General features: G+C 68.9%; 20 protein-coding genes, 1 tRNA gene and 2 pseudogenes. 14 read left to right on the forward strand and 9 right to left on the reverse strand.

Translation table 11 applies throughout. The features are described 5' to 3' along the window. Together HNQ70_RS15245 and HNQ70_RS15250 are read right to left on the reverse strand one after the other, a co-directional pair. Positions 1 to 4,083, reverse strand: a complete 4,083-nt coding sequence (locus HNQ70_RS15245; RefSeq protein ID WP_183969258.1) for a DUF3683 domain-containing protein — start codon at positions 4,081 to 4,083, stop codon at positions 1 to 3. Positions 4,084 to 4,140: 57 nt separating this feature from the next. Further along, entirely contained in the window at positions 4,141 to 4,632 is a 492-nt protein-coding gene (locus HNQ70_RS15250) for a YqaA family protein (RefSeq protein WP_183969260.1), read from the reverse strand. Between the two features lie 97 nt (positions 4,633 to 4,729). Here HNQ70_RS15250 and ilvA point away from each other — a divergent pair. From ilvA to HNQ70_RS15315, 12 genes and pseudogenes are all read left to right on the forward strand, one after another. Further along, positions 4,730 to 6,232 (forward strand): annotated as a pseudogene (gene ilvA / locus HNQ70_RS15255) (threonine ammonia-lyase, biosynthetic); the annotation flags it as partial. 115 nt (positions 6,233 to 6,347) lie between these two features. Continuing rightward, a complete protein-coding gene (hemA, locus tag HNQ70_RS15260; protein ID WP_183969264.1) occupies positions 6,348 to 7,652 on the forward strand; it encodes a glutamyl-tRNA reductase in 1,305 nt (434 codons plus the stop codon). Further along, positions 7,649 to 8,737 carry a peptide chain release factor 1 gene (prfA, locus tag HNQ70_RS15265; RefSeq protein WP_183969266.1) on the forward strand — a complete coding sequence of 363 codons (1,089 nt, stop codon included), beginning with the start codon at positions 7,649 to 7,651 and terminating at the stop codon, positions 8,735 to 8,737. The genes hemA and prfA overlap by 4 nt, the downstream gene beginning before the upstream one ends. Positions 8,738 to 8,864: 127 nt before the next feature. Next, positions 8,865 to 9,698 carry a peptide chain release factor N(5)-glutamine methyltransferase gene (gene prmC / locus HNQ70_RS15270; protein ID WP_343060801.1) on the forward strand — a complete coding sequence of 278 codons (834 nt, stop codon included), beginning with the start codon at positions 8,865 to 8,867 and terminating at the stop codon, positions 9,696 to 9,698. A gap of 88 nt (positions 9,699 to 9,786) precedes the next feature. Then, positions 9,787 to 10,107, forward strand: a complete 321-nt coding sequence (gene grxD, locus HNQ70_RS15275) for a Grx4 family monothiol glutaredoxin (protein ID WP_183969270.1) — start codon at positions 9,787 to 9,789, stop codon at positions 10,105 to 10,107. Between the two features lie 9 nt (positions 10,108 to 10,116). Beyond that, a pseudogene (locus HNQ70_RS20255) lies at positions 10,117 to 12,147 on the forward strand (recombinase). A 35-nt stretch (positions 12,148 to 12,182) separates the two neighbouring features. Further along, entirely contained in the window at positions 12,183 to 12,791 is a 609-nt protein-coding gene (locus HNQ70_RS15290; protein ID WP_183969277.1) for a UbiX family flavin prenyltransferase, read from the forward strand. After that, positions 12,788 to 13,213, forward strand: coding sequence for a universal stress protein (locus HNQ70_RS15295; protein WP_183969279.1), 426 nt, complete (start codon positions 12,788 to 12,790; stop codon positions 13,211 to 13,213). The genes HNQ70_RS15290 and HNQ70_RS15295 overlap by 4 nt, the downstream gene beginning before the upstream one ends. 79 nt (positions 13,214 to 13,292) lie before the next feature. Further along, a complete protein-coding gene (locus HNQ70_RS15300; protein WP_183969281.1) occupies positions 13,293 to 13,640 on the forward strand; it encodes a phage holin family protein in 348 nt (115 codons plus the stop codon). A 14-nt stretch (positions 13,641 to 13,654) separates the two neighbouring features. Beyond that, a complete protein-coding gene (locus tag HNQ70_RS15305; protein ID WP_183969283.1) occupies positions 13,655 to 14,797 on the forward strand; it encodes a hypothetical protein in 1,143 nt (380 codons plus the stop codon). Positions 14,798 to 14,817: 20 nt separating this feature from the next. Further along, positions 14,818 to 15,432 (forward strand): LON peptidase substrate-binding domain-containing protein, encoded by a 615-nt coding sequence (locus tag HNQ70_RS15310; RefSeq protein ID WP_183969289.1) that lies wholly within the window; start codon positions 14,818 to 14,820, stop codon positions 15,430 to 15,432. A 212-nt stretch (positions 15,433 to 15,644) separates the two neighbouring features. Further along, positions 15,645 to 16,676: a tripartite tricarboxylate transporter substrate binding protein gene (locus HNQ70_RS15315; protein WP_183969291.1), complete on the forward strand. Its 1,032-nt coding sequence runs from the start codon at positions 15,645 to 15,647 to the stop codon at positions 16,674 to 16,676. A 124-nt stretch (positions 16,677 to 16,800) separates the two neighbouring features. Here the strand turns inward: HNQ70_RS15315 and HNQ70_RS15320 are convergent. The 6 genes from HNQ70_RS15320 to petA all read right to left on the reverse strand — a co-directional run bounded on the left by HNQ70_RS15320 (position 16,801) and on the right by petA (position 21,081). Further along, positions 16,801 to 16,876 (reverse strand) — tRNA-Thr (locus tag HNQ70_RS15320). Between the two features lie 9 nt (positions 16,877 to 16,885). Then, positions 16,886 to 17,422, reverse strand: coding sequence for a ClpXP protease specificity-enhancing factor (locus HNQ70_RS15325; RefSeq protein ID WP_183969293.1), 537 nt, complete (start codon positions 17,420 to 17,422; stop codon positions 16,886 to 16,888). A gap of 5 nt (positions 17,423 to 17,427) precedes the next feature. Beyond that, on the reverse strand, positions 17,428 to 18,042 hold the full coding sequence (locus HNQ70_RS15330) for a glutathione S-transferase N-terminal domain-containing protein (RefSeq protein ID WP_183969295.1): 615 nt from the start codon (positions 18,040 to 18,042) through the stop codon (positions 17,428 to 17,430). Positions 18,043 to 18,135: 93 nt separating this feature from the next. After that, positions 18,136 to 18,996: a cytochrome c1 gene (locus HNQ70_RS15335; protein ID WP_183969297.1), complete on the reverse strand. Its 861-nt coding sequence runs from the start codon at positions 18,994 to 18,996 to the stop codon at positions 18,136 to 18,138. A 22-nt stretch (positions 18,997 to 19,018) separates the two neighbouring features. Then, positions 19,019 to 20,440, reverse strand: coding sequence for a cytochrome b (locus HNQ70_RS15340; protein WP_183969299.1), 1,422 nt, complete (start codon positions 20,438 to 20,440; stop codon positions 19,019 to 19,021). Between the two features lie 35 nt (positions 20,441 to 20,475). Next, a complete protein-coding gene (petA, locus tag HNQ70_RS15345) occupies positions 20,476 to 21,081 on the reverse strand; it encodes a ubiquinol-cytochrome c reductase iron-sulfur subunit (RefSeq protein ID WP_183969301.1) in 606 nt (201 codons plus the stop codon). 217 nt (positions 21,082 to 21,298) lie between these two features. Here petA and mscL point away from each other — a divergent pair, with 217 nt between their 5' ends. Beyond that, positions 21,299 to 21,739, forward strand: coding sequence for a large conductance mechanosensitive channel protein MscL (mscL, locus tag HNQ70_RS15350; RefSeq protein WP_183969303.1), 441 nt, complete (start codon positions 21,299 to 21,301; stop codon positions 21,737 to 21,739). A 106-nt stretch (positions 21,740 to 21,845) separates the two neighbouring features. On the opposite strand, the gene HNQ70_RS15355 is transcribed toward mscL, so the two are convergent. After that, positions 21,846 to 22,583 (reverse strand): Nif3-like dinuclear metal center hexameric protein, encoded by a 738-nt coding sequence (locus HNQ70_RS15355; protein WP_183969310.1) that lies wholly within the window; start codon positions 22,581 to 22,583, stop codon positions 21,846 to 21,848. Positions 22,584 to 22,620: 37 nt separating this feature from the next. On the opposite strand from HNQ70_RS15355, the gene HNQ70_RS15360 reads away from it, so the two are divergent. Continuing rightward, on the forward strand, positions 22,621 to 23,811 hold the full coding sequence (locus HNQ70_RS15360; protein WP_183969312.1) for a Do family serine endopeptidase: 1,191 nt from the start codon (positions 22,621 to 22,623) through the stop codon (positions 23,809 to 23,811). Positions 23,812 to 23,843: the final 32 nt, after the last annotated feature.

Below are 23,843 nucleotides of genomic sequence, written 5' to 3' on the forward strand. Positions count from 1 at the left end.
TCACAGCAGCACCCGCTCGATACCGCCGTCGTTCGCGCGGCCGACGAACTCCGGCAGCCAATGCTGCCCAAGCACGTGGCGCGCGATCTCGATCACGACGTAGTCGGCGTCGACCTTGGCGTCCTCCGAGTAACGCCACATGCCCTGCAGGCAGGACGGGCAGGAGGTGAGCACCTTGACCGGGCCGTCGAAGGCCGCTTCGCTGCCGTCGGCGCCGACCACCGGGATGGCGCGCAGCGCGTCGGCGCCGCGGCGCATCTCCTCCTCCTTGCGGAAGCGCACCTGGGTGGAGATGTCGGGCCGGCTGACGGCCAGCGTCCCCGACTCGCCGCAGCAGCGGTCGTTCTTCTCGATGCGGCCGTTGAGCGATTCGTTCATCAGCGCGTTGACCACGGTGAGCGGCTGGTACTGCTTGATCGGGCTGTGGCAGGGGTCGTGGTACATGTAGCGTGCGCCGGTGACGCCCTCGAGCTTCACGCCCTTCTCCATCAGGAACTCGTGAATGTCGACGATGCGGCAGCCGGGGAAGATCTTCTCGAACTCGTAGCCCGCCAGCTGGTCGTAGCAGGTGCCGCAGCTGACCACCACGGTGCGGATGTCGAGGTAGTTCAGCGTCGTGGCCAGCCGGTGGAACAGCACCCGGTTGTCGGTGATGATCTTGTCCGCCTTGTCGAACTGCCCGGAGCCGCGCTGCGGATAGCCGCAGCACAGGTAGCCCGGCGGCAGCACGGTCTGCACGCCGACGTGCCAGAGCATCGCCTGCGTGGCCAGCCCCACCTGCGAGAACAGGCGCTCCGAGCCGCAGCCGGGGAAGTAGAAGACCGCCTCGGTGTCGGCGCTGGTGGCTTTCGGGTCGCGGATGATGGGGACGTAGCGGTGGTCCTCGATGTCGAGCAGCGCCCTGGCCGTCTTCTTGGGCAGGTTGCCCGGCATCTTCTTGTTGATGAAGTGGATCACCTGCGACTTGAGCGGCGGCGACACCAGCGGCGCCTTGCCGACCGTGGCCGGCGGCTTGCGGGTCTGCGCGCCGGCGAAGCGCTTGAGCAGGTCGTTGGCGAAACGCTGCGCCCGGTAGCCCACGCCCACCATCGCGGCACGCGTGGCATTGATGGTGTCGGGGTCGGTGGCGTTGAGGAAGAACATCGCCGCGGCGTTGCCGGGATTGAACTTCTTCTTGCCCATCTTGCGCAGCAGGTTGCGCATGTTCATCGACACGTCGCCGAAGTCGATGTCCACCGGGCAGGGTGTCAGGCACTTGTGGCAGACGGTGCAGTGGTCGGCCACGTCGGAGAACTCGTCCCAGTGGCGGATCGAGACGCCGCGGCGGGTCTGCTCCTCGTACAGGAAAGCCTCGACCAGCAGCGAGGTGGCCAGGATCTTGTTGCGCGGCGAGTAGAGCAGGTTGGCGCGCGGCACATGCGTCGAGCACACCGGCTTGCACTTGCCGCAGCGCAGGCAGTTGCTGACCGAATCGGCGATCGAACCGATGTCGGACTGCTGCAGGATCAGGGATTCCGCGCCCATCAGCCCGAAGCTGGGCGTATAGGCGTTGCGCAGGTCGCCGCCGGGCAGCAGCTTGCCCTTGTTGAAGCGGCCTTCGGGGTCGATGCGCGTCTTGTAGTCGCGAAACGCGGCGATCTCGTCCTCGCCGAGGAACTCGAGCTTGGTGATGCCGATGCCATGCTCGCCGGAGATCACGCCGTCGAGCGAGCGGGCCAGCGCCATGATGCGCGCCACCGCGGCCTCGGCCTCCTTGAGCATCGGGTAGTCGTCGGAGTTGACCGGGATGTTGGTGTGCACGTTGCCGTCGCCGGCATGCATGTGCAGCGCCACGAACACACGGCTGCGCAGCACGCGGCGATGACTGTCGTCGCAGGCCTTGAGCAGCGCCTCGAAGGGCTGGCCCTGGAGGATGCCGCACAGCGGCGCGCGCACCTCGGTCTTCCAGGACACGCGGATGCTGCGGTCCTGCAGCATGTGGAACAGGCGCGCGCGGCGCTCGGCAGGCGCCTGCTCGCGCTCGTCGGCATCGATGCGTGCGCGCGCATCGGGCAGCAGGTGCGACAGCCCCACCGCGCCGAAGCGCCCGATCGCCTCGGCCAGCGGGAGGTCGATCTCGTCGAGCAGGAAGCGCCAGCGTTCGCGGGTGCGGGAGATCAGCGCCCTCGCCTCGCCGAGGTGCGCGGCGAGCAGTTCGCCGGTGGCGCGCGGGTCCGAGTCCGCGTCGCCGCGCTTGCCCGCGGGCAGGTCGCCGGCGAGGACTGCGTCGAGCTCGTCGAGCAGGCGCAGCTTGTTGCGGGTGGAAAGCTCGATGTTGATGCGTTCGATGCCGTCGGTGTACTCGCCCATCCGCGGCAGCGGGATCACCACGTCCTCGTTGATCTTGAAGGCGTTGGTGTGGCGGGCGATGGCGGCAGTGCGCGAGCGATCGGCCCAGAAGGCCTTGCGCGCCTCGGGCGAGACCGCAGTGAAGCCCTCGCCGGCGCGGCTGTTGGCGATCCGGACGACCTCGGAGGCGGCGCGCGCGACGGCCTCGTCCTCGTCGCCGACGATGTCGCCGATCAGCACCATCTTGGGCAGGCCGCCGCGGCGCGACTTGGTGGTGTAGCCCACCGCGCGCAGGTAGCGCTCGTCCAGGTGCTCGAGGCCGGCAAGCAGCACGCGCGGCGCGTCCGCGGCCGGCAGCGCCTTCGACAGGCCGTCCAGGTAGTCCTTGATCTCGACGATCGAGGGCACCGCGTCCTTGGGCTGGCCGAAGAACTCCAGGCACACCGTGCGCACATGCTTCGGCATCCGGTGCAGCACCCAGCGCGCCGACGTGATCAGTCCGTCGCAGCCCTCCTTCTGCACGCCCGGCAGCCCGGAGAGGAACTTGTCGGTGACGTCCTTGCCCAGTCCGACCTTGCGGAAGGCGCGACCCTCGATCTCGAGCAGTTTCGTGCGCAGCGGCTCGCCGCGCATGCCGCCGTCGGCGCCGAGCTGGTCCGGCGCGAACCAGCGCAGCTCGAAGCGGGCGACGTCCACCTCATGGATCTTGCCCAGGTTGTGGGCCAGCCGGGTGACCTCCAGCCAGTTGCCGTCGGGGTCGACCATCCGCCACCAGGCGAGGTTGTCGAGCGCGGTGCCCCAGAGCACGGCCTTCTTGCCGCCGGCGTTCATCGCGACGTTGCCGCCAATGCAGGAGGCGTCGATCGAGGTTGGATCCACCGCGAACACCAGGCCGGCGCGCTCGGCTGCGTCAGTGACGCGGCGGGTGACCACTCCGGCCTCGGAGAACACCGTCGCGACCGGCTGATCGAGCCCCGGCAGCACGGTCCGCTCGACCGCCCCGAGCTTCTCGAGCTTCTCGGTGTTGATCACCGCCGACAGCGCGGTCAGCGGAACTGCGCCGCCGGTGTAGCCGGTGCCGCCGCCGCGCGGGATGATCGTGAGGCCGAGCTCGATGCAGCCTGCCACCAGGCCGGCGATCTCGGCTTCGCCATCGGGCATGAGCACGACGAAGGGATACTCGACGCGCCAGTCGGTGGCATCGGTGACGTGCGAGACACGCGACATCGCGTCGAACTTGATGTTGTCGCGGTCGGTGTGCCTGGCCAGCAGCCGCAGCGCGCGGCGCCGCAGCCCGTCGGCCTGGCCGAACTCGCGTTCGAAGGCCGAGACCGATTCGCGCGCCAGCGCCACCAGTCTGCTCACCCGCTCGCTGCGGGCCCCGGACTGCGAGGTTGCCTCGCCGCTCGCCTGCTCCAGGTCGAGCTCGCGCCGGCGGTCGATCTCGCCGAGCCGGTGGTGCAGCGCCTCGATCAGCAGGCGCCGGCGCCGCGGGTTGTCGATCAGGTCGTCCTGCAGGTAGGGATTGCGCCGGACCACCCACAGGTCGCCCAGCACCTCGAACAGCATGCGCGCCGAGCGGCCGGTACGCCGCTCCCCGCGCAATTCGTCCAGGATGCGCCAGGCCTCGTCGCCCAGCAGTCTGATCACGATCTCGCGATCGGAGAACGAGGTGTAGTTGTAGGGGATCTCGCGCAGGCGAGCAGGTGCGGCGGCCTCGGGGCGCAGCGCAGAAACCGGGATGGGCGCATTCATGGAACCACGAATTCTAGCCGGCCCGCCGCCGGCCTGCAGCCTCGGCGCGGCCCGGAGTCAGCCGCCCGTGAAGGGCCTGAGCAGCCAGCGCCACCAGTCGTTGGGCACCCACAGCAGCAGCGCGGTCATCGTGGTGTAGCGCAGGAACTTGCCCACCGCCATCCAGAACACGCTGGGCCAGAAGGCCATGCGCAGCCAGCCGGCCACCGCGCACAGCGGGTCGCCCACTGCGGGCAGCCACGAGAAGAACATCGCCTTGGGTCCCAGGCGCTCCAGCCAGCGGATGTGCGCCGCCCGGTGCTTGCCGACCGCGACGTGCGCCCCCCAGCCCAGCCAGTAGTCGACCATGCCGCCCAGCGTGTTGCCGGCGGTGGCGACCAGCACCACGGTCCAGAACTGGTCGGGGTTCAGCTTGGCGAAACCGAAGACGGCCGGCTCCGAGCCCATCGGCAGCAGGGTCGCCGACACGAAGGCGATGGCGAACACCGACGCCAGTCCGTGGGCTGGCAGCGCGAACCATTCGATCAGCCGGTGGGCGAGCTCTTCCATCGGGCGGCAGTCTAGCAGCGCATGCACGCGTAGAATCGCGCCCCAGGAGATGCGCCCTGAACGCTCCCCGCCCAGGGGCTGCGGACGCCATGAATCGATGACGAGCTACCTGAAACGCATCCTGAACGCGCGCGTCTACGACGTTGCCGAGGAAACCCCGCTCGACCTCGCCCCTGAGCTCAGCCAGCGCATCGGCAACACGCTGCTGATCAAGCGCGAGGACATGCAGCAGGTGTTCTCCTTCAAACTGCGCGGCGCCTACAACAAGATGGCGCACCTCAGCCAGGAGCAGCTGGCGCGCGGGGTGATCGCCGCGTCGGCCGGCAACCACGCGCAGGGCGTGGCGCTGGCCGCCCGGCGGCTGGGCTGCCGCGCGGTGATCGTGATGCCGGTGACCACTCCGCAATTGAAGATCACCGCGGTGCGGGCCCGCGGCGGCGAGGTGGTTCTGCATGGCGACTCCTACAGCGATGCCGCCACGCACGCCGCGGAGCTGCAGCAGTTGCAGGGGCTGACCTACGTCCACCCGTTCGACGATCCGGACGTGATCGCGGGCCAGGGCACGATCGGCATGGAGATCCTGCGCCAGCACCAGGGCCCTCTGCACGCGATCTTCGTGTCGATCGGCGGCGGCGGGCTGGCGGCGGGGGTCGCCGCCTACGTCAAGCAGGTGCGCCCCGAGGTGAAGGTGATCGGCGTGCAGACCACCGACTCGGACGCGATGGCGCGGTCGCTGGCCGCCTCGCGCCGGATCGAATTGCACGACGTGGGGCTCTTCTCGGACGGCACCGCGGTGAAGAAGGTCGGCGAGGAAACGTACCGGCTGTGCAAGGAGTACCTCGACGAGGTGATCCTGGTCGACACCGACGCGCTGTGCGCGGCGATCAAGGATGTCTTCCAGGACACTCGCGCGGTGCTCGAGCCCGCCGGCGCGCTGGCGATCGCTGGAGCCAAGGCCTATGCGGAGCGCGAGGGCATCCGCGGCCAGACGCTGGTGGCAGTGGCCTCGGGGGCCAACATGAACTTCGACCGCCTGCGCTTCGTCGCCGAGCGCGCCGAGATCGGCGAGCAGCGCGAGGCGGTCTTTGCGGTCACGATCCCGGAGGAGCGCGGCAGCTTCCGCCGCTTCTGCGAGCTGGTCGGACCGCGCAACGTCACCGAGTTCAACTACCGCATCGCCGACGCCCGCCAGGCGCACGTGTTCGTCGGCATCCAGGTGGCCAGCCGGGCCGAGGGCGCCGCGATCGCCGCCGATTTCGAAGGCGCCGGCTTCGGCATCCTCGACCTCACCGACGACGAGCTCGGCAAGCTGCACATCCGGCACATGGTCGGCGGGCACTCGGCGCTGGCCCGCGACGAGGTGCTGTACCGCTTCGAGTTCCCGGAGCGGCCCGGTGCGCTGATGCGCTTCCTGTCGAGCATGGATCCGGACTGGAACATCTCGCTGTTCCACTACCGCAACCACGGCGCCGACTACGGCCGAATCCTGGTCGGAATGCAGGTTCCGCCGGAGGACAAGCGCGAGTTCAAGGCCTTCCTGGCCACCCTCGGCTACCGCTACTGGGACGAGACGCAGCACCCCGCCTACCGGCTGTTCCTGGCGGCCAACGGCGAGGCCATCGGCCCGGCGCCTGCGCCGCCGAGCGCGCGCAGGCGGAGCGGTCCTGCGCCACGCAAGGGCCAGGCGGTATAATTTCCCATTTATTCAAGCAGTTATGTACCTCCTGACGCTCGGACTCAACCATGCCACCGCGCCGCTCTCGCTGCGCGAGAAGGTGTCGTTCCCGGGCGACAGAATCAGCGACGCGCTCGCCGACCTCGGCGCCCGGCTGCGCCGCCTGGTGCCCGAACAGGCCATTCTCTCCACCTGCAACCGCACCGAGATCTACTGCGCAACGCCGGATCCGGGCGACGCGCGCGGCGCGCTCACCGAATGGCTGTCGACCCGCCAGGGGCTGCCCGGCGGCCAGCTCGACTCCCATCTGTACGCTCTGCCCGGCGACGAAGCGGTCCGCCATGCCTTCCGCGTTGCCGCCGGCCTGGACTCCATGGTGATCGGCGAGCCGCAGATCCTGGGGCAGATGAAAGAGGCGATGCGGGTGGCGCATGACGCCGGGGCGCTCGGCGCCAATCTGCACCAGCTGTTCCAGCGCTCGTTCGCGGTGGCCAAGGAGGTGCGCACCACCACCGAGATCGGCGCGCACTCGGTCTCGATGGCCGCCGGCGCGGTCCGGCTCGCACGGCGGATCTTCGAGGACCTGCGCGAGACCTCGGTGCTGTTCGTCGGGGCCGGCGAGATGATCGAGCTCTGCGCGACGCACTTCGCAGCGCAGCACCCCAGGCGCATCGCGATCGCCAACCGGACGATCGAGCGCGGCGAGCGGCTCGCCCAGCGCTTCAACGCCGACACCCTGCGGCTTGCCGAGCTGCCCGACTCCCTCGAGAAATTCGACATCGTGGTGTCCTGCACCGCGAGCACGCTGCCGATCATCGGGCTGGGAATGGTCGAGCGCGCCTCGCGCGCGCGCCGCCGCAAGCCGATCTTCATGGTGGACCTGGCCGTGCCGCGCGACATCGAGCAGGAAGTGTCGCGGCTCGACGACGTCTACCTGTACACCGTCGACGACCTCGGCCGGCTCGCGCAGAGCGCCGTCGAGAGCCGCCGCGCGGCGGTCGCCCAGGCCGAGGCGATCATCGAAACCCGGGTGGATGGCTTCATGCAGTGGCTGTCGTCCAGGGAGATGGTGCCGATGATCCGCCAGCTCAACGACCGCGGCGAGGCCATCCGGCAGGCGGAACTCGACCGGGCCCGGCGGATGCTGGCCCGCGGCGACGACCCGGAAGCGGTGCTCGAGGCGCTCGCGCACGGCCTCACCGGCAAGTTCCTGCACGGTCCGATGACGCTGGTCCACCACGCCCACCTGGAGCGCGACGCGCTCGGCCGCATCGTGGAGCACCTGCTGCCAGAGCCCGGCGGCCATCCTCCCGCCGACGCGCCGCCGAGCCCGCCGATCCGATGAAGGACTCGATGCTGACCAAGCTCGAGCGGCTCGAACGCCGGCTCGAGGAGGTCAACCGCCTGCTCTCTTCCGAAGCAGCCACCCGCGACCAGGCGGGGTTTCGCCAGCTGAACCGCGAGCGTGCCGACCTCAGCCAGGTGATCGACCACTACCACGCATGGCGGCGCGCCACCGAGGATGCCGCCGCGGCCGGGGAGATGCGCGCAGACCCCGAGATGCGCGAGTTCGCCGACGAGGAAGGGGCCGCCGCCGCCGCTCGCGCCGAACTGGAGCTGTCGGTGCTCGAGCGCCTGCTGCTGCCCCGTGACCCGGATGACGATCGGGACGTCATCCTCGAGATCCGCGCGGGAGCCGGCGGCGACGAATCGGCCCTGTTCGCCGGCAGCCTGCTGCGCATGTACCTGCGCTACGCCGAGCGCCTGCGCTGGCAGACCGAGCTGATGTCCGAGAGCCCCTCCGATCTCGGCGGCTACCGCGAGGTCATCGTTCGGATCACCGGCGACCGGGTGTTCGCGCGGCTCAAGTTCGAGTCCGGCGGGCATCGGGTGCAGCGGGTGCCGGAAACCGAGGCCCAGGGCCGCATCCACACCTCGGCGTGCACCGTGGCGGTGATGCCCGAGGCCGACGAGCAGGGCGAGGTCCAGATCGCCCCGGACGATCTGCGCATCGACGTGTTCCGCGCCTCGGGTGCCGGCGGACAGCACGTCAACAAGACCGAATCGGCAGTGCGCATCACCCACCTGCCCACCGGAATCGTCGTCGAGTGCCAGGACGACCGCTCGCAGCACCGCAACCGCGAAAAGGCGATGCGGGTGCTTGCGGCCCGGCTCAAGGACCGCCGGCTGCAGGAGGCCCACGCGAAGGAGTCGGCGCACCGCAAGTCGCTGATCGGCTCCGGCGACCGCTCCGAACGCATCCGCACCTACAACTTCCCCCAGGGCCGGGTGACCGACCACCGGATCAACCTCACGCTCTACAAGATCGAGCGCGTCATGGACGGCGAGCTCGATGAGCTGATCGATGCGCTCGGCGCGGCGCTGCAGGCCGAGCAGCTTGCCGCGATGGCGGAGGAGTCGGTCGCCTGAGCGGCGCCCCGCCCCTGCACGCCCCGCCCCTGCACGCCCCGCCCCTGCACGCCCCGCCCCTGCACGCCCCGCCCCTGCACGCCCCGCCCCTGCACGCACGCACCCTCGACATCCTCAGCGCCTCCCGGTGACCACCTACGATTCGCTGACCACCGCCAGCCTGCTGCCCCGCGCCGAGGCGCGCGCGCTGCTCGAGCACGCAAGCGGCCGCCGGCGCGAGTGGCTGATCGCACATGGCGACGAAGAAGCCCCGGAGGCGGTGGCCGCGGCCTTCGCCGAACTGGCCCGGCGCAGGCGCGCCGGCGAGCCGCTCGCCTACCTGGTGGGCTGGCGCGAGTTCCACGGCCGCCGCTTCGAGGTCTGCGAGGGCATCCTGATCCCCAGAGCCGACACCGAAGTCGCGGTGCGCTGGGCCTGCAGCGTCGCGGCGCAGCGCGGCCGCGTGCTGGACCTCGGCACCGGCAGCGGCGCGATCGCAGTGAGCCTGGCCCTGGAACGGCCGGATCTCGCGGTGGAGGCCACCGACGTCAGCCCGGTGGCGGTCGAGGTGGCGGCGCGCAACGCGCAGGCGCTCGGCGCCAGCGCGCTGCGGGTGCGCCAGGGCAACTGGTACGCGGCCCTGGACGAGGACGAACGCTTCGACCTGATCGTCGCCAATCCGCCCTACCTGGCTGCGGACGACCCCCACCTCGCACTGGGCGACCTGCGCCACGAGCCGGCGTCGGCGCTCACCGACGGCGCCGACGGTCTGCGCGCGCTGGCGGCGATCGTCGCAGGGGCGGCAGCACGCCTGCGGGCCGGCGGCTGGCTGGGCGTGGAGCACGGCTGGACCCAAGGGGCCGCAGTGCGCACGCTGCTGGCGAACGCCGGCTTCGGGAAAGTGCGCACGCTTCGCGACGACGAAGACCGAGACCGGCTCACCGTCGGGCAGGCTCCAGCTGCTCCGGCACAGGCTGGATGACTGCGGCGCCCGCAGGGTCAAGCAGCCCCGCTTTGACCCGAGGCCCGGCAGTTGCCTAGAATCCCTGATTACGCTCGAGGAAGAAGACATGGACGCGAAGGATTTCATCCAGAAGACAGTGACCGACAACCCGGTCGTGCTGTTCATGAAGGGCACCGCGCAGTTCCCGCAATGCGGGTTCTCCGGCCGCGCCATCCAGATCCTGCAGGCCTGCGGCGTGCACAACCTGACCACGATCAACGTGCTCGAGGACGACGACGTCCGCCAGGCGATCAAGGATTTCTCGAACTGGCCGACCATCCCCCAGCTCTACGTCAACGGCGAGTTCGTCGGCGGGGCGGACATCATGTACGAGATGTACCAGTCGGGCGAGCTCAAGAAGATCCTGCCGGAGCAGGCGGGCGCCTGAGCCTCGCGCTTGGTCGCTCCCCACGGATCCCCGGCGCCTGCCGCCGGGGACCTTGCTGTCCCTGACGCTTCGATCGCCGAAGCGGTCGCCGCGCTGCCCAGTCACGCCGATCCGACCGTCCTGATCGCACTGGTGCATGGGCTGCGCCCGGGGCGCAAGCGCGATCCGCAGGAGGCGATCGAAGCGGTGCGCGCGCTCACCCGGCGGCTCGTCGCGCACCCGCCGAGCGCGCAGGCGCTGCGCACCAACATCGCCGAGATCCTGGCGGTGCGCCAGCATCGCTACCTGTACGCGGACACCGGGATCGCGCGCGCCGAGGGGGTGCTCCGCGGCATGCTGCGGCGCGTCGGCGCCAGGCTGCTGCCAAGGGCGCCGCACGGCAGCTACCTGCGCGACCTGTTCCTGCAGCTGTTCGATCGCGCGGACGACCATCTCTGGGTGCAGGCGGTGCCCGCCGACGACTGGCAGGCGCTCTGGAATGCCCTGGGAATCGAGGCGGAGTCCGCCCTGCCCGGCTTCAAGCGCGCCCAGCGCGAGATCCTCGAGGCGATGAACCTGCTCGCGGTGCGGCTGCAGACGCTGGCCAACGAGCCGGAGATCATCCGCCTGCACGTCGACGAGCACAGCGACCCCACGGTGTTCGAGGCGCTGGCAACGCTGACGCGCGGTTTCGGGCGCGGCCTGTCGGGCTCGCCCGAGGCCTCGGAGTCGCGCCGGGCGGTGCTCCAGGATGCGATCGCAGAATGCGATCGCGAGCTCGCCAGGTGGCGCCGGCTGATGCAGGTGCATGGCACCACCTCCGAACTTTGACAGCAGCTGCTGGGCGCCGGACAGATGCTCGCGCGGTTGCGCATCCTGGCGCAGCTGGTCGCGCCGCGCAACGCCGAGGAGCGCTTCCGTCGCGGGCTTCGGCTGTTCCAGAAGCTGGTCGAGGAGCAGAACCTCGAGACCAGCCTGCGCCACCTCTGGCGCAGAAGCACCAACCTGCTGGCGCTGCAGATCACAGAGCAGGCTGGCAGGGCCGGCGAACACTACGTGGCCGACACCCGGCCGGAGTGGCTCTCGATGTTCCGGGCCGCCTTCGGCGCCGGCCTGATCGTGGGCCTGATGGCGCTGATGAAGCTCGGCATCACCTCGCTGGACCTGCCGCCGCTCTGGCACGCGCTGGCGGTTTCGCTCAACTACGCGGCCGGCTTCGTCGTCATCCACCTGCTCCACTTCACGGTCGCAACCAAGCAGCCGGCGATGACCGCGGCCCTGATCGCCTCGACGCTGCGCGCCGACCGCCACGGGCGCCGTTCCCTCTCCAGGCTCGCCAATCTGATCGTCGCGATCTTCCGCACGCAGATGGTGGCGATCGCGGGCAACGTGCTGGCCGCCTTCCCCACCGCGGTGGGGCTCTTCCTGGCGGTGACCTGGCTCGCCGGGCCCGACTGGATCTCCGCGGGGAAGGCTGCGAAGCTGCTGCACGAGCAGCATCCCTTTGCCAGCCTCGCGCTGGTGCACGCCGCGATCGCAGGCGTCTGCCTCTACCTGGCGGGGGTGGTCGCCGGCTACTACGACAACCTGGGCGCGCTGACCCGCATGCCGGAGCGCATCCGGCGCGCGCCCTGGCTCGGCTGGCTGGCGCCCGCCACCCGCGACCGGCTCGCCGCCTACGTCGAGCGCAACCTCGGCGCGCTTGCCGGCAACGTCGTGTTCGGCTTCCTGCTGGGGATGACAGGCTTCGTCGGGCTGCTGCTGGGCGCACCGCTGGACATCCGCCACGTCACCTTCTCCGCCGCCAACCTCGCCTTCGGAGCCGCGGCGACCGGATGGACGCTGCCGTGGCACGAGCTCGCGCTGCTGTGCGTCGGCGTCTTCGCGGTCGGACTGGTCAACCTTGGGGTGAGCTTCACCCTCGCGCTCGGCACCGCACTGCGCGCCAACGGAGTCCGCCTGACCGAGCAGCGCCGCCTCTGGGAGCTGCTCAAGCGGCGCTTCCTGCGCTCGCCCACCTCCTTCTTCTGGCCTCCGGCGCCGCGCGCGCCGCGCAGCTGAGCCAGCGCTCGCAGGCGACTCGGTAGAATGCCGGCATGTCCGCCAAGCGTCTGATCGTCGCAATCACCGGGGCCTCCGGCGCCGTCCACGGCGTGCGCCTGCTCGAAGCCCTGCGGGAGATCGGCGGCGTGGAGACGCACCTGGTGGTCACGCCCGCCGGCTGGCTCAACGCGGAGCAGGAACTGCAGCGCAGACGCCCTGAAATCGAGGCGCTGGCGGACGTCGTGCACGGCGTGCGGGAGGTCGGCGCCAGCATCGCGTCAGGCTCCTTCGCCACCGACGGCATGGTGGTGGCGCCCTGCTCCATGCGCACCCTGGCCGCGATCGCCCACGGGCTCTCGGACAACCTCGTGGCCCGCGCCGCCGACGTCACGCTGAAGGAGCGGCGCCGTCTCGTGCTGATGGTGCGCGAGACGCCGCTGAACCTCGCCCACCTGCGCAACATGGTCGCGGCCACCGAGATGGGCGCGATCGTCTACCCACCCCTGCCGGCCTTCTACCAGCGCGCGCAGACCATCGCCGAGCAGGTCGACCACACCTGCGGCCGCGTGCTCGACCTGCTGGGCATCGCCCAGGGTCTGTCGCCGAGCTGGCAGGGCATTGCCGCACAACGCCATCCTGATCCTGGGAGTACCCACGCATGAAGATCCTCCTCGCCACCGACGGCTCCAAGCACTCGATGCACGCCGTGAAGTTCGCGATCCGCCTGCTCGGCGAAACCACTGCGCCAGGCACCATCACGCTGATCAGCGTGCATGACGACACCGCGCTGCGCCACGCGCAGCGCTTCGTGGGCAAGAAGGCGGTGGAGGAATACCTTCGCGACCTGAGCGACACGGACCTCGCCGAGGCGCGCAAGATCCTCGACAAGGCCGGGGTCAAGCACGACATGGTGATCCGCCACGGCCACATCGCCGCCGAGATCGCCGAGGCCGGCAGCAGCGGCAAGTTCGACATGATCGTGATGGGCTCCAAGGGCCGCTCGGGGCTCAAGGATCTGCTGGTGGGCTCGGTCGCGCAGCGCGTGGTGGAGCTGTCCAAGGTGCCGGTGCTGCTGGTGCGCTGAGCATCGCATTTGAGGACGCCGGCATGTCCGGCGCCCCTTGTTCCGCATCGCGGGCCGCCCCGGCCCGAAGGAGACTGCCATGAGAATGCTGCTCGGCTGGGCGATCAATGCCCTCAGCCTCCTCGCCCTGCCCTACCTGCTGAGCGCGGTCCAGGTGCAGAGTTTCGGCACCGCGCTGGTCGTGGCGCTGGTGCTCGGGCTGCTGAACGTGCTGATCCGCCCCGTGCTGCTCGTGCTCACGCTGCCGATCAACATCCTGACGCTGGGGCTGTTCACCTTCGTGATCAACGGCCTGCTGTTCTGGGTCGTGTCGCGGCTGGTCGACGGCTTCTCGGTGGCCAGCTTCGGCTGGGCGATCATCGCGGCGATCGTCTACAGCCTGGTCAGCTGGGCGGTGAGCAGCCTGCTGATGGGTTCGCGGGACTGATCCGGGAGACTCCGATGAAGCCGATGCTGCTTGCCCTTGCACTTGCGCTGACCACGCCGCTCCCCGCCGGCGCCGCCGACCCGGCCCCGAAGGAATTCGCCTTCAGCGCAGACGTTCGGCTGGGGTACTTCGCCCGGGAGCGCGAAGACCGTGACGGTGCCCGCAGCGACAGCGACGACTGGCGCATCCGCATCCGCCCCGGCGCCCTCTGGCAGATCACCCCGGAACTCAGCGCCAAGGCCCGCGTCGCGGGACGCTATTCGACCGACGACAGCAACCGCAACCACTCCAGGTTCTTCACCTCGATCCCCGCGAGCGACGGCCTGCGCTTCGGCGACTCCACCTTCGACGAGTTCTACCTGCGCTACAAACCAGGCGACAGCTGGGACGTCAGGGTGGGCCGCATGCAGACCAGTTTCGAGCTGGAGGGCGTGGCGAAGAAATCGCTCAGCCGCAACGATTCGCCCAACACCGACATCACCTGGACCGACGGCATTCACGTCCGCTATGCCGACGCGGCCGGCTGGAACTACCACGCCATCCTCCAGAGAAGCGAGGACGAGGGCCCCACCACCGTGCGGCGCAGCCCGCTGGCGTTCACCAGGTCGGCAAGCCACCTCACCTATTACGCCGGCATGGAGAAGAAGGATCCGAAGGGGCGCATCCTTCAGCTGGGCTGGGACCTCACCTACATCCCGGACGCGCTGCGCGTGGACGGCAGCGCCACCGGCCGGATCGACGACCATCTCGGCATCACCGGTCGACTGGCACTGCAATGGCCGATGGCCGGCAACATGCGCTTCGTCTGGGCAGGCGAAGCGGGCTTCGCGCCCGACACGCCGACCAAGGCTGCGTTGCGCCTGCCGGGTTCCGGCGATGCCAGCGGGCTTGCCTTCCAGACCTCGGTCAACCTGGTCGATTTCGCCCCGGGCCACAGCGTGGGCCTGGTCTACGGCCAGGCTGGCGGCGGCTGGCTACTCTCGCCCGACTTCGGCAACAATCAGGAACTGCTGGAGCTGCGCTACCAGTGGCGGCTGTCCGCAGCTCAGTCGATCGAGGCGCGCATTCGGACCCGGCGCGACCTGGAACAGCTGATGGACACGTCGCAACGGCGCGTGGACGATGACATCTACGTCCGGTACACGCATCGCTTCTGACCTTCCGATCAGCTGCCTGCATGGCTTCCGATTCGCCTGACCGCATTCCGCTCTTCCCGCTGTCACGGGGCGTATTCCCAGACGGAATGCTGCAGCTCAACATCTTCGAGGTGCGCTACCTGGACCTGATCCGGCGCTGCCACCGCGAAGGCACCCCATTCGGCGTGGCCTGGCTGGCCGAGGGCCGGGAGGTGCAGGTGCCCGGTGAGATCCCGCGGCTGCACCCCTGGGGCTGCCAGGTGCTGGTGCGCGAACTGGAGGCCTTGCAGCCGGCGCTCTTTCAGGTGCGCTGCCAGGGCACTACTCGCTTTGCGCTCGATGCGCACGAAGCCGGACCGCTCGGCGTATGGCAGGGGCGCGTGCGCCACTTCCCCGCTGACCCTGAGGTCCCGATCCCCGACGATCTGAAGCACCTGGCCGACCCGCTCGGCAGGCTGATCGCCGACGCCAGTTGGCGGGGGACCACGGACCGCCTCCCGCTCTACCAGCCCTTCCGGCTCGACGACTGCGGCTGGGTGGCCAACCGCCTGGCCGAGCTCATTCCGCTCGACGCCGAGGACGCCCAGCGCCTGCTGGGCGAGGGCGATCCGCTCGCGAGGTTGCGCCTGATTGCGGAGATGCTGGGCGACCGATAGCAGGCCGTTGAAGACGTGACTGCCTTCAACGAATCGGATGCCCCCGGCGACAGCCATCTCGTGCGTCGAGGCGCCCGCCTTCCGCAATGTGCCAAACGCGCGGGAGAGCCTCTCAGGCAGCCGGATATACTCGCCCGACTTCCGCCGGCCACCATCGGCTGGCATGGCGGGAACGCCGCGCGCGGCGCCAACCCCCTACGGAGACATTCGCCATGCCTGAGCACGATCACATCGACCAGCCGGGTCTCACGACCTCGGCGCAACCGGACTCCGCCCGCCGGCGTCAGCTGATCGGACTGGCGGCCGGCTCCGCGCTGCTGGCCGGCTCGCTGACGCGCCCGGCGCGCGCGCAGACCTATCCTGCGCGGCCGATCAGCCTGATCGTGCCGTTTGGCCCCGGCGCCTCCACCGACAACCAGTTCCGCGCGCTCGCGCAGCTCGCCTCGAAGGAACTCGGCCAGAACATCGTCGTCACCAACAAGCCCGGCGTCAACGGCACGCTAGGGCCCTCGACGATGGCGCAGACCAGCCCGCCCGACGGCTATTCGCTGTCGGTGATCCCCTCGACGCTGTTCCGCATCCCGCACCTGCAGCGCGTCAGCTGGGACCCGTTGCGCGACTTCAGCTACGTGATCGGGCTCACCACCTACACCTTCGCCGTGGCGGTGCGCGCCGACGCCCCCTGGAAGACGCTGGCGGACCTGATCGCAGACGCCAAGGCGAACCCCGAAAAGATCACCTACGGCACCTCGGGCCGCGGGGGCACCGGCCACATCGCGATGGAACGCCTGAGCCGCCTGGCCGGCTTCAAGATGAACCTGGTGCCGTTCAAGGGAGCCTCGGAGTTCATGCCCGCGCTGGTCGGCGGCCACATCGACGTGGTGGCGGATGCCGGCTGGGGAACGCTCGCCTCGGCGGGCCGCGTGCGCCTGCTGACGGTGATGACGCCGCAGCGGCTACCCTCGTTCCCGGACGTGCCCACGCTGAAAGAGCAGGGCCACGACCTCACCGCGATGTCGATGCTGGGCATCGGCGGCCCGAAGGGCATGGATCCGGCGGTGGTGAAAGTCCTGCACGACGCCTTCCGCAAGGCTTCCAGGGATCCGGCGTTCCAGCGCGTGCTGTTCGCCGACAACCAGCCGGAGATCTACATGGACAGCGAGGCCTTCAGGAAATACGCGGCCGAGCAGTACGAGATCGACCGCAAGGCGGTGCAGGAGCTGGGTCTGGGCCCGACCGGCTAGGGCCTCGCCCACACGGCGAGGGCCGCCGACCGGCCTGCAGGCCGGTCGCTTCGAGCCCCCCGCGCACAGCGCGCAGGCGCTAGCCGTCGCCAAGAAAAAAGCCCGCTCGCGCGGGCTTTTCCCTTGGTGCCGGCTGAGGGGCTCGAACCCCCGACCTTCGGTTTACAAAACCGCTGCTCTACCAGCTGAGCTAAGCCGGCAATCCTGAACTACTTTACGCGGGTGAGCCTGGGGCGCTGACCAGGCGGCGATGGCGGGGGCTCCGAGGGCCCGGGCGCGGCCTCCGTGCCGGCGTCGGCAGCGGCGGGCGGCTCGGGCGCTCGCGGAGCGCCAACCAGTACCGGCCCCCGACCGAGCGCGGGACGCGCGGCCGCGGGCTCAGGCGAATCCGGCGCCGGCGACACGACGGCCCCGTCACCCTCGTCGGCGATCTCCAACTGCACCTCGAATGCCATGCCCTGGCCGGTCTCGGCGGCATAGACCGCGGAGACGTTCTCGACCGGTATCGAGATCTGGCGCGCAACGCGATTGAAGCGCGCCTCGAATTCGATCAGGTCGTTGCCCATCCGCAAGCGGTTGCAGGCTTCGGACGACACGTTGAGCACGATCTCGCCGTCGCGCACGAACTCGAGCGGCACGATGGTGTTCTGGTCCACCGTCACCGCGATGTAGGGCCGGTAGCCGTTGTCGACGCACCACTCGTGGATCGCACGAATCAGGTAGGGCTTGGTGGAAGTCTCGGACATGCGTGTCAGCGCCTCATCACCTTCTCGGACGGGGTGAGCGCCTCGATGTAGGCCGGCCGCGAGAAGATCCGCTCCGCGTAGCGCAGCAGCGGCGCGGCGGTCTTCGGCATCTCGATGCCATAGTGGTCCAGGCGCCAGAGCAGCGGCGCAATGGCCACGTCCAGCATCGAGAACTCCTCGCCCAGCATGTACTTGTTCTTCAGGAAGATCGGCGTGAGCTGCGTGAGACGGTCGCGGATCTGCTGGCGGGCACGGTCCATGTGCTTGGCGGCGTCCTTGTAGTGGTCGCGCCGCTCGAGCTGCTGCACATGCACGAACAGTTCACGTTCGAAGTTGAACAGGAACAGACGCGCACGCGCGCGCATCACCGGGTCGGCCGGCATCAGCTGCGGGTGCGGGAAGCGCTCGTCGATGTACTCGTTGATGATGTTCGACTCGTACAGGATCAGGTCGCGCTCGACCAGGATGGGCACCTGACCGTAGGGGTTCATGATCGAGATATCTTCGGGCTTGTTATAGAGATCGACGTCGCGGATCTCGAAGTCCATGCCCTTTTCAAACAGCACGAAGCGGCAACGCTGGCTGAACGGGCAGGTGGTGCCCGAGTACAAGACCATCATGGCGAGCGGCTCCTTAAGGCGAATGTCGTGCAAAAAAAAGCAGGGTGAGCCCGGCTTCCGGCTCACCCCGTCGGGCGGGCGGCAGGCGCCTGCTTACTTGATGTCTTTCCAGTATTCCTTGTTCATCCACCAGGCCAGCACGGTGAAGAACGCGAGGAACAGCAGCACCCAGACGCCCATGCGGGTGCGGGCCTGAGCGGAAGGATCGGACATGAACGTGATATAGGCCACCAGGTCGGCGACCTCCTCGTCGTAGCGCGCCGCTGACAAGCTTCCACCCTCCGCCTTGCCCAGAGTCACGGTCGTGCCCTCATGCGGATGGCCGTCGACCTTCTCCTTGACCTCGGTACGGTTGCCGTCGGTGTCGAAGCTGACCACGATCTTCTGGAAACCGGTGGTGGCGCCGCCCTCGTCCTTGACCGCCTTGATGTCCTCGATGGTGGCGCCGCGGCTGCCCTGCATCTCCCACAGCACGTGCGGCATGCCCACGCTCGGGAAGACCGCGTTGTTCCAGCCGATGGGCCGGCTGGCATCGCGGTAGTAGGCGCGCAGGTAGGTGTAGAGCCAGTCGGCGCCGGACCCGGCGCCTGAAGCACGGGCACGGGCGATCACGGAAAGGTCGGGCGGCTGGGCGCCGAACCAGACCTTGGCATCGACCGGATCCATCGAGATCTTCATGGGCTCGCCGACCTTGTCGGCGCTGAAGAGCAGGTTCTTCTTGATCTGTTCTTCGGACAGGCCGATGTCCATCAGCCGGTTGTAGCGCATCGAGGACGCGCCGTGGCAGTTCAGGCAGAAGTTGACGAACAGCTTCGCGCCGTTCTGCAGGGCCGCCTGCTCGGTCAGCTTCCCGGTCGGGAAGTGGTCCAGCGGATAGCCGCCCGCGGCCGCCTGGGCGACCGAAAGGCCCAGGGCCAGCGGCAGTGCGATGAGGAACTTTTTAAAGGCGTTCATGTTGTTTTCGCTCCCCGTAGCCTCAGTGCGCGGCGAAGGTGACACGGTCGGGCACCGGCTTGAACTTGCCCATCCTGCTCCACCACGGCATCAGCAGGAAGAAGGCGAAGTAGAGCAGCGTGCCGATCTTGGAGAAGAGGCTGCCGATCGCCGAGGGCGCCAGCACGCCGAAGTATCCGAGCACCAGGAACACGACGACGAACAGGCCGTAGAGCCACTTGTGCCAGTCCGGCCGATAGCGCAGCGACTTGGCCGGGCTGTTGTCGAACCAGGGCAGGCCGAAGAAGATCATCACCGACGCGCCCATCGCAACCACGCCCCAGAACTTGGCGTCGATCACCAGGAAGCCGATGATGAGGACGAGGCTGATGGCCGGGCCGATCAGCTTGAACGCTCCGTTGCGCGCTCCCAGCAGCACCAGCACCGCATAGAAGATCAGGAAGGGGATCATCCAGAACAGCAGGAAGTCCTCGGTGGTGGCGCGCAGGATCGAGTAGAACGGCGTGAAGTACCAGACGGGCGCGATGTGCGTCGGCGTCACCAGCGGATTTGCCGGGACGAAGTTGTTGAACTCGAGGAAGTAGCCGCCCATCTCCGGCGCGAAGAAGACCACCGCCGAGAACAGCATCAGGAACACCGAGACGCCCACGATGTCGTGCACCGTGTAATACGGGTGGAAGGGGATGCCGTCCAGTGGCACGCCGTTGGCGTCCTTCTTCGCCTTGATCTCGACGCCGTCCGGGTTGTTGGACCCGACTTCGTGCAGGGCGACGATGTGCGCGGCGACCAGCCCGAGCAGCACCAGCGGCACCGCGATGACGTGGAACGAGAAGAAACGGTTCAGCGTGGCGTCGCTGACCACGTAGTCGCCACGGATCCAGACGGAGAGGTCCGGCCCGATGAAGGGGATCGCGGAGAACAGGTTCACGATCACCTGCGCGCCCCAGTAGGACATCTGGCCCCAGGGCAGCAGGTAGCCCATGAAGGCTTCGGCCATCAGGCACAGGAAGATCAGGCAGCCGAAGATCCAGACGAGCTCGCGCGGCTTGCGGTAGGAGCCGTACATCAGCCCGCGGAACATGTGCAGGTAGACGACCACGAAGAAGGCCGAAGCGCCCGTGGAGTGCATGTAGCGGATGAGCCAGCCGTAGGGCACGTCGCGCATGATGTACTCGACGCTGGCGAAGGCCACCGGCACGCCGGCCGCGTTCAGCGAGCCATCCGGCTTGTAGTGCATCACGAGGAAGATGCCGGTGAGGATCTGGATGACCAGCACCAGCATCGCCAGCGAACCGAAGAAGTACCAGAAATTGAAGTTCTTCGGCGCGTAGTACTCGGAGAGATGCGCCTTCCAGGTGGAAGTGAGCGGGAACCGGGCGTCCACCCAGTTCATCGTCTTGTCGAGCGCCGACGCGCCCGGCGGCAGTTGCTTCTCAGCGGCCATGTCGTGTTCCCTTTCCTGTTCTCGCAGGGCTGCCGTCAGGCGGCCTTTTCTTCGCCGATCAGCAACGTCGTTTCCGACAGGTAGTAGTGCGGCGGCACTTCCAGGTTGTCAGGCGCGGGCATGTTCGCGTAGACGCGACCCGAGAGATCGAAGAGCGAGCCGTGGCAGGGGCACAGGAAGCCTCCCTGCCAGTCGTCCGGCAGCGAGGGCTGCGGGCCGGGCGTGAGCTTGTCGGTGGGCGAGCAGCCGAGGTGCGTGCAGATGCCGACCACCACCAGGTACTCTTCCTTGATGGCGCGGGCTGCGTTGCGCGCGTATTCCGGCGTGGGATATTCGCCCGCGCGGTTGGAGTCGGGGTCGGCCAGCTTGGGCGTCATCGAGGGCAGCGCGGCGAGCATCTCGGGCGTGCGGCGCAGGATCCAGACCGGCTTGCCGCGCCATTCGACGCGCTTCATTTCGCCGGGGGCAAGGGCGCCGATGTCGACCTCGACCGGCGCGCCGGCAGCGAGCGCGCGCTCGGACGGCCTGAGGCTCTTCAGGAAAGGCCAGGCGACCGCAGCACCGCCGACCGCGCCGGCGGTGCAGGTTGCGAGTACGGCGTTGCGCCGGGAAGGATCGGCGGGAAGGATGGAGTCGCTCATGAGGCTTTCCCTGAAGGTCGACGTGTCTTGTAAGTTCTGGCGTGCCGCTTTGGCCAACTATCCATTTTAGCTTATAGCCCTGCGCAAAGGAAAACCCCTCGTCGCCGACCCGCGTGCGATAACCTCGGGGGTGCCGAGTGCAGGCTCTCGACGCGATGCGCATTCCGCCCACGCGGCCAGCGCCGGCACGAACGACAACAAAGGGAGTGGTTACACCATGGGAATGATGAGCGAATTCAAGACCTTCGCGATGAAGGGCAACGTGATGGACCTCGCCGTCGGCGTGATCATCGGCGGCGCCTTCGGCAAGATCGTCGACTCGATGGTCGGTGATGTGATCATGCCGGTGATTTCGGCACTTCTGGGCGGCCAGCTCGACTTCAGCAGTTTCCTGGTTCCGCTGGGCGCCGTGCCCGAGGGCACGGCGATGACCCTGGACGCACTGAAGAAGGCCGGCGTGCCGGTGTTCGCCTACGGCAACTTCATCACCATCCTGATCAACTTCATCATCCTCGCGTTCATCATCTTCATGATGATCAAGATGATGAACCGCTGGAAGCAGGCCGAGCCCGCCGCCCCGGAGGCGCCGCCCGCGCCGTCGGCCAGCGAGGTGCTGCTTGCCGAGATCCGCGACGAGCTGAAGAAGCGCACGGCCTGACGCCGCGCAACGCCCGCGCGCAACGCCCGCGCGCGGGACGGCGGCCCCCTGCAGGCGGCCCCTGCAGGCGGCGCTGTGGCCGCCGCACCAATGCCTGCGCGGCCCCTCAGACCGGGTTCGGGTCGTCGACGAACAGATGATCGATCGCGAACTCGGCCGCCAGGCGCTCGCCAAGCGCCTGCACGCCGAAACGCTCGGTGGCGTGGTGGCCGGCTGACAGGTACAGGACCCCCGCCTCGCGGGCGACGTGGGTGGTCCGCTCCGAGATCTCTCCGCTGATGAAGGCGTCCGCGCCCTCGGCCACCGCCTGCTCGAGCATGTCCTGCGCGGCGCCGGTGCACCAGGCAACACGCCGGATCGCCGGCGGCGGCGCGCCGACGCCGAGCGGCCGCCGCCCCAGCCGCCGCGAGACGTGCGCGGCCAGCGCACCGGGGGCCAGCGGCCTGGGCAGATCGTGCCAGCAGCCCAGGCCCTCCTCGCCGAAGCGCCCGTCGACCGTCCAGCCGAGCACTCGCGCGAGTTGCGCGTTGTTGCCGAGCTCCGGGTGCACGTCCAGCGGCAGGTGGTAGGCGAACAGATGCAGTCCGTGCTCCAGCAGCAGGGCGATCCGGCGCCGCCGGGCGCCCAGCAGCCGGGGGTCCTCGCCGCGCCAGAAGTAGCCGTGATGCACGAGGATCGCCTGCGCATCGCGCTCGATCGCCGCCCGGATCAGCGCCTCGCTCGCGGTGACGCCGCTCACCAGCCGGCGCACCGGCCCCTCGCCTTCCACCTGCAGGCCGTTTGGGCAATAATCCTTGAACCTGGCCGCCGACAGGAGCGCTTGCGCGAAGGCAGCGATCTCCATGGCCCCGACCCCCTCTCCCGCTCCCCCGAGTCTTCCCATGCTCCGAAACCTCTGGCTGACCTTCGCCCAGGCGATCACGGTCGGCCTGGCCGCCCTGTTCATCCTGGCCACCCTGCGGCCCGAGTGGCTTCCCCGACAGCTTGCGCCGCAGGCGCCTGAAACCGCCGCCGTCAGCCCATCGCCAGCGCCGGCCGTGCCGGTCGCCGCACCCAAGGCCAACGGCGAGATTCTGTCATACGCGGATGCGGCCCAGCGGGCCACACCCGCCGTGGTCAACATCTTCACCACCAAGGAAGTGCGGCTGCCGCGCAACCATCCACTGTTCAACGACCCCCTGTTCCGGCGCTTCTTCGGCGATCAGCCGCAACAGCAGCAACGCCAGCAGTCCTCCAGCCTCGGCTCCGGGGTGATCGTGTCCGCCGACGGGCTGATCCTCACCAACCATCACGTGGTGGAATCGGCCGACGACATCGAAGTGCTGCTGGCCGACGGCCGGCGCAGCCGTGCCAAGGTTGTCGGCGGCGACCCCGAGACCGACCTCGCGGTGCTGCGGATCGAGCTGACCGGCCTGCCTGCGATCGACTTCGGCAGCGAGACCGAGTCCCGGATCGGCGACGTCGTCCTGGCCATCGGAAATCCCTTCGGAGTGGGGCAGACGGTGACCATGGGCATCGTCAGCGCACTGGGCCGCAACCAGCTCGGCATCAACACCTTCGAGAATTTCATCCAGACCGACGCGGCGATCAACCCGGGCAATTCGGGCGGCGCGCTGGTCGACACCCGCGGGCGCCTGCTCGGCATCAATACCGCGATCTACTCGCGCAGCGGCGGCTCGATGGGCATCGGCTTCGCGATTCCCTCCTCGACGGCCCGGCAGGTGATGGACCAGATCGTCACGTCCGGCGCGGTCACGCGGGGCTACATCGGCGTCGAGCCCCAGGACATCACCCCGGAGCTTGCCGAGGCCTTCAAGCTGCCCCGCCGCGACGGCGCGATCATCGCCGGAGTCATGCGCGGCGGCCCCGCGGACCGCGCGGGCGTCAAGGTGGGCGACATCCTGGTGGACGTCGCGGGCAAGCAGGTCGACAACACCACTGAGATGCTCAACGTGATCGCCCAGCTGCCGCCGGGGACCACCGCCAGCTTCCGCTTCCTGCGCGATGGCGCGCCGCTGGAACTGGCGATCGTGATCGGGAAGAGGCCGCAGCCCGCGCGCCGCAAGGAGTGACGCTGCCTGGCCGACAGGCGGCCCCGCGTCGG

Source organism: Quisquiliibacterium transsilvanicum, from assembly GCF_014202215.1.
Lineage (GTDB): Bacteria > Pseudomonadota > Gammaproteobacteria > Burkholderiales > Burkholderiaceae_E > Quisquiliibacterium > Quisquiliibacterium transsilvanicum.

Bases quoted from the DNA above. Each gene is read 5' to 3' on its own strand.
- HNQ70_RS15245 (WP_183969258.1), bottom strand. From the start codon at position 4,083: ATGAATGCGCCCATCCCGGTTTCTGCGCTGCGCCCCGAGGCCGCCGCA.
- HNQ70_RS15250 (WP_183969260.1), bottom strand. From the start codon at position 4,632: ATGGAAGAGCTCGCCCACCGGCTGATCGAATGGTTCGCGCTGCCAGCC.
- hemA (WP_183969264.1), top strand. From the start codon at position 6,348: ATGTACCTCCTGACGCTCGGACTCAACCATGCCACCGCGCCGCTCTCG.
- prfA (WP_183969266.1), top strand. From the start codon at position 7,649: ATGAAGGACTCGATGCTGACCAAGCTCGAGCGGCTCGAACGCCGGCTC.
- grxD (WP_183969270.1), top strand. From the start codon at position 9,787: ATGGACGCGAAGGATTTCATCCAGAAGACAGTGACCGACAACCCGGTC.
- HNQ70_RS15290 (WP_183969277.1), top strand. From the start codon at position 12,183: ATGTCCGCCAAGCGTCTGATCGTCGCAATCACCGGGGCCTCCGGCGCC.
- HNQ70_RS15295 (WP_183969279.1), top strand. From the start codon at position 12,788: ATGAAGATCCTCCTCGCCACCGACGGCTCCAAGCACTCGATGCACGCC.
- HNQ70_RS15300 (WP_183969281.1), top strand. From the start codon at position 13,293: ATGAGAATGCTGCTCGGCTGGGCGATCAATGCCCTCAGCCTCCTCGCC.
- HNQ70_RS15305 (WP_183969283.1), top strand. From the start codon at position 13,655: ATGAAGCCGATGCTGCTTGCCCTTGCACTTGCGCTGACCACGCCGCTC.
- HNQ70_RS15310 (WP_183969289.1), top strand. From the start codon at position 14,818: ATGGCTTCCGATTCGCCTGACCGCATTCCGCTCTTCCCGCTGTCACGG.
- HNQ70_RS15315 (WP_183969291.1), top strand. From the start codon at position 15,645: ATGCCTGAGCACGATCACATCGACCAGCCGGGTCTCACGACCTCGGCG.
- HNQ70_RS15325 (WP_183969293.1), bottom strand. From the start codon at position 17,422: ATGTCCGAGACTTCCACCAAGCCCTACCTGATTCGTGCGATCCACGAG.
- HNQ70_RS15330 (WP_183969295.1), bottom strand. From the start codon at position 18,042: ATGATGGTCTTGTACTCGGGCACCACCTGCCCGTTCAGCCAGCGTTGC.
- HNQ70_RS15335 (WP_183969297.1), bottom strand. From the start codon at position 18,996: ATGAACGCCTTTAAAAAGTTCCTCATCGCACTGCCGCTGGCCCTGGGC.
- HNQ70_RS15340 (WP_183969299.1), bottom strand. From the start codon at position 20,440: ATGGCCGCTGAGAAGCAACTGCCGCCGGGCGCGTCGGCGCTCGACAAG.
- petA (WP_183969301.1), bottom strand. From the start codon at position 21,081: ATGAGCGACTCCATCCTTCCCGCCGATCCTTCCCGGCGCAACGCCGTA.
- mscL (WP_183969303.1), top strand. From the start codon at position 21,299: ATGGGAATGATGAGCGAATTCAAGACCTTCGCGATGAAGGGCAACGTG.
- HNQ70_RS15355 (WP_183969310.1), bottom strand. From the start codon at position 22,583: ATGGAGATCGCTGCCTTCGCGCAAGCGCTCCTGTCGGCGGCCAGGTTC.
- HNQ70_RS15360 (WP_183969312.1), top strand. From the start codon at position 22,621: ATGCTCCGAAACCTCTGGCTGACCTTCGCCCAGGCGATCACGGTCGGC.